Annotated in this window: 5 protein-coding genes and 1 pseudogene; 5 read left to right on the forward strand and 1 reads right to left on the reverse strand. The window is 72.3% G+C overall.

Going from position 1 to position 6,598, the window contains the following annotated elements:
- The first annotated feature begins 429 nt into the window (after nucleotides 1–429).
- The 5 genes and pseudogenes from HW445_RS14655 to HW445_RS14675 form a co-directional block, all read left to right on the forward strand.
- Nucleotides 430–2,685: a glycoside hydrolase family 3 N-terminal domain-containing protein gene (locus HW445_RS14655; protein WP_180221461.1), complete on the forward strand. Its 2,256-nt coding sequence runs from the start codon at nucleotides 430–432 to the stop codon at nucleotides 2,683–2,685.
- A gap of 284 nt (nucleotides 2,686–2,969) precedes the next feature.
- Nucleotides 2,970–3,869, forward strand: coding sequence for a DUF1963 domain-containing protein (locus tag HW445_RS14660; RefSeq protein ID WP_180221462.1), 900 nt, complete (start codon nucleotides 2,970–2,972; stop codon nucleotides 3,867–3,869).
- 112 nt (nucleotides 3,870–3,981) lie between these two features.
- Nucleotides 3,982–4,554 (forward strand): HAD domain-containing protein, encoded by a 573-nt coding sequence (locus tag HW445_RS14665; protein WP_257231073.1) that lies wholly within the window; start codon nucleotides 3,982–3,984, stop codon nucleotides 4,552–4,554.
- A gap of 161 nt (nucleotides 4,555–4,715) precedes the next feature.
- The gene (locus tag HW445_RS14670) at nucleotides 4,716–5,090 is read left to right on the forward strand and encodes a hypothetical protein (RefSeq protein WP_151772580.1); all 375 of its coding nucleotides are present in this window, start codon (nucleotides 4,716–4,718) and stop codon (nucleotides 5,088–5,090) included.
- 186 nt (nucleotides 5,091–5,276) lie between these two features.
- Nucleotides 5,277–5,624: pseudogene (locus HW445_RS14675) on the forward strand (ArsR/SmtB family transcription factor); the annotation flags it as partial.
- Between the two features lie 392 nt (nucleotides 5,625–6,016).
- Here the strand turns inward: HW445_RS14675 and HW445_RS14680 are convergent.
- On the reverse strand, nucleotides 6,017–6,493 hold the full coding sequence (locus tag HW445_RS14680; RefSeq protein ID WP_180221463.1) for an SsgA family sporulation/cell division regulator: 477 nt from the start codon (nucleotides 6,491–6,493) through the stop codon (nucleotides 6,017–6,019).
- Nucleotides 6,494–6,598 lie beyond the last annotated feature (105 nt).

The following is a 6,598-nucleotide window of genomic DNA, read 5'->3' on the forward strand; positions in this document are numbered from 1 at the left end:
CTCGTGTAAGTCCTCTCGATTCTGTGACGCACCAGAACGGCACACAGCGGGACAGAAGCGATCGCGCCGCCTGCGGGCTCTCAAGGCGGAGCCGTGGTCGCCGGCCGCCTCTCTCCCGCGGTGCCGCGGCCGAAGCGGCCGGCTCACCGGCTCGCCGACCCGGTGGGCGGGCCGTCGCACTCCCGGCTCCGCCCGCACTCCGCACCGGCTCCACCGCAGGACGCACTGCCGCAAGAACGCACCACCGCAGGGACGCACCGCCGCACCACGGTCCCGCCGTCCTTCCCCACGGCGGGACCGCCGGCATACCGAAAGGACGTTCCACTACGGCATTCGTGGCCATTTCCGTCCGGACCGCCCAGAGGCGGGAATCCTTCCGGTCCCGGCCGCTTCCGCTTCCGCACCCGCGCGCATCCGAAAGGCCTGTCGATGAGACCAACGACCTACCACCGCGGCCGCTCCGGCTACCGACGCCGCAAGCGGCTGACGGCCGCCCTGTCCGTCGTCGCGGCCTTTCTCACCCTGGCCGTGCTGACGGTGGCCCAGCCGTCGGCCGACGCCACCGTCCAGGCCGCGGCGCTGCCGTACCAGGACGCCTCCCTGGCCGTCGACGAACGGGTGGACGACCTGCTGGCGCGGATGACGCTGGACGACAAGATCGGTCAGATGACGCAGGCGGACAAGGACGCGATCGTCCCCCAGTCAGACGTGAAGACCTACCGCCTCGGTTCGGTCCTGTCCGGCGGCGACGGCACGGTGAGCCCCAACACCGCGCAGACCTGGGCCGACACCTACGACGCCCTCCAGCGGCAGGCCGTCGCCACACCGCTCGCCATCCCGATGATCTACGGCATCGACGCGGTGCACGGCGCCAACGCGGTCCGCGGCGCGACGATCTTCCCCCACAACATCGGCCTGGGCGCCACCCGCGACCCCGCGCTCGTCGAGCGGATCGGACGGGCGGTCGCCGAGGAGGTGTCCGGCACGGGCGTCGACTGGACCTTCGCCCCGTGCCTGTGCGTGGCCCGCAACGACCGCTGGGGCCGGACCTACGAGTCGTTCGGCGAGACGCCCGAGCTGGTCTCCTCCATGGCCACCGTCGTCGACGGCTTCCAGGGGGCCGACGGACCCGGCTCGGCGCCGGCCTCCGTACTGGCCACCGCCAAGCACTACATCGGCGACGGCGGCACCACGAACGGCACCGACCAGGGCAACACCCAGCTGACCGAGGCCGAACTGCGCTCCGTCCATCTGCCGCCGTTCAAGGCGGCGGTGGACCGGGGCGTCGGCTCGGTGATGCTGTCCTACAGCAGCTGGAACGGCGTCAAGGTGCACGGGCACAAGTTCCTCGTCACGGACCTGCTCAAGGGGGAGCTGGGCTTCGACGGCTTCGTGGTCTCCGACTGGGCGGCCGTCGACCAGCTCGACGGGCAGACCGGCTTCACCGCCGACGAGGTGAGCAAGGCGGTCAACGCGGGCGTCGACATGGTCATGGTGCCGACCGACTACAAGAAGTTCATCAGCCTCCTGCGGGCCGAGGTGAACGCCGGCCGGGTGCCGATGTCACGCATCGACGACGCCAACCGCCGCATCCTCACCCAGAAGTTCCGGCTCGGGCTGTTCGAGAAGCCGTTGACGGACCGCGCGTACACCTCGACGGTCGGCTCCGCCGAGCACCGGGCGCTGGCCCGCCAGGCCGTGCGCGCGTCGCAGGTGCTGCTCAAGAACGAGGGCGGCGTGCTGCCGCTGGCCAAGTCCGCCAAGCTGTTCGTGGCCGGCAAGTCGGCCGACGACATCGGCAACATGAGCGGTGGCTGGACGATGAGCTGGCAGGGCAGGAGCGGCGACATCACCCCCGGCACCACCGTCCTGGAGGGCATCCGAGAGGCCGCCACCGACTCCTCGCGCGTCACCTACGAGCGGTACGGGAACGGCATCGACGGCAGCTACACGGCGGCCGTCGCCGTGGTCGGCGAGACCCCGTACGCCGAGGGCCGCGGCGACCGGCCGGGCGCGATGGGCCTCGACCAGGAGGACCTGCAGACCCTGGCGAAGCTGAAGGCCAGCGGCGTGCCGGTGGTGGTCGTGCTGGTCTCCGGCCGGCCGCTGGACATCGCCGCGCAGCTGCCCGACTGGAAGGCCCTGATCGCCGCCTGGCTGCCGGGCACCGAGGGCGGCGGCGTGTCGGACGTGTTGTTCGGCGACCACAGGCCGACCGGCAAACTGCCCATGACCTGGATGCGCAGCGCCTCGCAGCAGCCGATCAACCAGGGTGACGGCAAGGACGCCCTGTTCCCCTATGGGCACGGGCTGACGTACGGCACGGTGACCGAGCCCGAGCCCACGCCCACTCCGACCCCCACCCCGACACCGGGCAGCGGGATCTGCACCGTGACCGCCAAGGTGACCAGCTCCTGGTCCGGCGGCTACCAGGCCGACGTGACGGTGCGCAACACCGGGACCGCCCCGCTGACCGGCTGGGCGGCGAGCTGGGACCTCGGCAGCCGGACGATCACCAACGTGTGGAACGGCACCCTGACGACCAGCGGCGGCCGGGCCACCGTGCGCAACACGTCCTGGAACGGCACGGTCGCGGCCGGGGGCACGGTCACCTTCGGCTACACGGCGAACGGGTCCGCGGACGGCCTGCCGGCCCCGGACTGCACCGGAACGACAGGTGGCTGAACCGATCGGCGGCCGGCCGCGCTTGACGTGTCGTGACGTCTCGAGACGTGCCGAGGCCGGCCGGACGTGCCGAGGCGGGCCGGCCCGGCCGCGCGTGACGGCGTCGGGCGGCCGTGCCTGACGACGGACAGTGGGACAGGAGACCCCCATCCCGGCCGTCACCGCCCCCTCGCCCCCGCGGCGAGGGGGCGGTGACGGCCCGGGGCCTCCGAGGCGGGCGGCGCCGATGTCCGAGGCGCCGCGTAGGGTCCTGCCGTCGCGCGCACCCCACCCGGAGGTCGGTCATGACCCGGCACACCCCGCCCCGCCCCGCCGACGTGGCGGCACTCTTCCCGGAGCTCCTCCCGTTCCGCCGTGAGACGCTCCGGCTCCACCCGCGGGCGGGGAACCCGACGCACCGGGAGAGCTCGTTCGGGGGGCCGCTGCTGTGGCCGGTGGAGGAGGCGTGGCCGGAATGCGCGGACGCCGACGCACACGTCGACCTGGGGAACGGAGTACCCGACGGAACCGCGACACCGCTGGTGCCCGTCCTGCAGATCCACCGGGCGGACGCGCCCGGTGTTCCGTTCCCGGACGGGACCGACCTGTTGCAGGTGCTGTGGTGCCCGTTCGACCACGACCCGCAGTACTGCCCCAGCCCCGTGGTCCGCCGGCGGGCGGCCGCGGCCGTGGGCGAGGTGCGGACCGCTCCGCCCGCCCCGGCCGGCGCGACCGAGGAGTACGTCCCCTCGCCCTGCGTGCTCCACCCCGAACAGGTCACCGAGTACCCGGACGCCGATCTGCCGGGTGACCTGCGGCGCGTCCTGCGCGAGCGTCTCGCCCTGCTGGAACAGGAGACGGGCCTGGAGTACGGGTCCGACCTCGCCTCGGCGCCCGGCGTCAAGCTGGGCGGATACCCCGGCTGGACCCAAGCTCCCCAGTGGCCCGGCTGTGACGCGTGCGGGCGGCCCATGGACCACCTGCTGACCGTCGCCAGCTGGGAGTACGACGGTGTGTGGAGCAGCTGGATCCCCCTGGAGGACCGGCCCGCGGCCGAGGGAGGGCGGGAGGACTTCCGCGACGAGCGGTCGCTGTCCGTCCGCGAACCGGCGGGACTGATGCTCGGCGACGCGGGCGGGATCTACCTCTTCGAGTGCCGGGCCTGCCCCGAACGCCCGGTCGCCCACCGCTTCGACTGCTCCTGACATCCGGTGGACCGGTCGCGGGCCGCGGCCGGGGAGGCTGAGTACCCGTACTCATGACCCGGCCCGCCGCTTCCGCGACGCTGGACGCGTACGACGACACGAGGGGGGATCCATGAGCCGGCCGCTGCTCTTTCTCGACGTCGACGGGCCGCTCAACCCGTACGCCGCCGCACGGCCGGCGCCCCTGCCCGGGTACCGGGCGCGACCCGTCCCCACCACGCTCGAGGCCCGTCCCTGGCGGCTCTGGCTCAACCCGGCCCACGGCCCCGCCCTGCTCCGTCAGGGCTTCGACATCTGCTGGGCCACCGCCTGGATGTCCGAGGCCAACCGGCACATCGGCACCGTCCTCGGCCTGCCGGAGCTGCCGTTCGTGGACTTCGGCGACGACCTGTTCCGGGAGCGGGCCGACGGCGTCCACTGGAAGACCGCGGCGATCGTCGAGCACGCCGCGGGCCGCCCGTTCCTCTGGGTCGACGACGAGACGACCCTCCTGGACGACCTGTACGTCGCCGCCTGGTCCCCCGCCCCCGCGGCGCTCCACCACGTCGACCCCCGCGTCGGGCTCCGGCTGGAGGACTTCCTCGCGCTCGGCGACCTGGCGGCCGGACTCGAGGGTCTGCACGACCGGAGCGGCTCCCCCGACCGCGATCGCACGGAACTCGCCGGACTACGGGCAGTAGGTTGATCTCTTCTTATCATCGGATGGCCGCGCAAAAGCGGCCGTTCGATCATCTTGTGTCATTGCCGATCAACCTTTCTCCGTGCCGATGCAATCCGCGTACGTTGCGGTCGCAGGCGGGCTCGTCACCGGAGCCCGTTCCAGTCGACGAACAACGGAGGGCTCCAATGGCGGGCGTGGAAGTGGCACTCAAGGAACTGATGACCGAGATCGAGGGCTCGCTGGGCGCGGCCGTCGTCGACTACACCAGCGGCATGGCCCTCGGCAGCCTGGGCGGCGGCAAGGACCTGGACCTGACCGTCGCCGCGGCCGGGAACACGGACGTCATCCGTGCCAAGGTCCGCACCATGGAGCACCTGGGCCTCAAGAGCCAGATCGAGGACATCCTGATCACGCTCGGCACCCAGTACCACCTCATCCGGCTGGTGACGGGCCGGAACGGCAACGGTCTGTTCCTCTACCTCGTGCTCGACAAGGACCGTTCGAACCTCGCCATGGCCCGTCATGTGCTCAAGCGGGTGGAAGCGCAACTGGAAGTCTGAGCAGCCCGGCGACCCGGCGGACCCATGCCCGCGAATTGAAGAGTTCTTCAAGTCATCACATGGAGATCACTCCAATCCGTGAACGCGGGTCGGCCGGGTCGGGAAGATGAGCGGACAAATGCCCATGGCGCGGCCTGGGAGCGCCGCGCCATGGGGCCAGCCACCCCGACCGGCAGGAAGAGCGCCATGCAACTGCCCCTCTATCAAGCCAAGGCAGAGTTCTTTCGCATGCTGGGGCACCCGGCCCGCATCAGGATCCTGGAACTGCTCCAGCACGGACCGGTCCCGGTCCGGGATCTGCTCGCGGACATCGAGATCGAGCCCTCCAGCCTGTCGCAGCAACTCGCCGTCCTCCGCCGCGCCGGCATCGTCGTGTCCATCCGGGAGGGTTCCACCGTCAGCTACGCGCTGGCCGGCGGCGACGTGGCGGAACTCCTGCGCGCGGCCCGCCGCATCCTGACCGAGCTGCTGGCGGGACGGAACGAGCTCCTGGCCGAACTGCGCGAGACGGACACCCCCACGCCGCCGGTCGCGGCGGCCGCCGAACAGCCGACCGGAACGACGTATGCCGTTTCCGGCGGCCGCTCGCGGGCAGGCGAACTGACGACAGCCTACGAAGGGAGTGCCATGAGTGCCGGAGAGAAGGCCAAGGCCAAGGCCGAGAAGATCCTGGGCAAGGCAGTCCGCAAGGGGGCCCACGCCGCCGGTGACGACACCACGGCGGCCAAGGGCGGCGCCCTCGAGGCCCGCGGGCACGGCCGGGAGAAGAAGGAGAAGGGCAAGGACGCCTTCAAGCACTGACCCCGACCCCACGTCGGTCCCGGACCCGAGCGGGGCCGGACCGGCGTCGGTGCCGGACCCCACATCGGTGCACGAGCGGCCCGCCGCGCGCACGACGCGCACGGCGGGCCGCTCCCGTGCGCCGGTCAGCCCGTAGGCCCGGGCCGCGTGAGCCGGTCGACGGCGCTCCAGTCGAGCCGCGACTCCTCGCTGCCGTCGGGGACCAGGTTCCAGGTCCTGTCGAGCCAGTGCTGCACGGGTTCGAGCGGCAGGTCCAGGAGCGCGTACCCGGTGGCGCTCTGCAGCAGGATCCGGGCATGGATGCTGCCGGAGCAGCCGCAGCGGCAGCCGCCGGACGGCCAGACGCGCACGTCGCCGTCGCCGCTGGGCTGGTACAGCCCCTCCTGGAGCAGGTCGCGGGCCAACACCCAGCGGGTCCGGCGGTCCCCGTCGGCGGTGAAGCTCAGAGTCACGCCCAACGGCTCGGCCACGTCGTAGCGGAGGTGGACCCGCAAGGGCGCCGCCGCCTCCTGGTTGAGCACGAGGTGGCAGGTCAGCAGCAGGTCGACCGGGTCGTCTCGCCGGGACCGGCCGTCGGGACCGGTGCGTTGCACGGGGGACATGGAAGCGCTCCAGGAGGCAGGGCCGGCAGGGTGCCGCGCGGTGGACGCCGGGCGGCCCGCCCGGCGGAGTCCACCCTGGCCGCGGCACCTGCTCACCCGCGAGAC

Origin of the sequence: Streptomyces sp. UH6, assembly GCF_013421635.1 — a bacterium.
Taxonomy (GTDB): domain Bacteria; phylum Actinomycetota; class Actinomycetes; order Streptomycetales; family Streptomycetaceae; genus Streptomyces; species Streptomyces abyssomicinicus.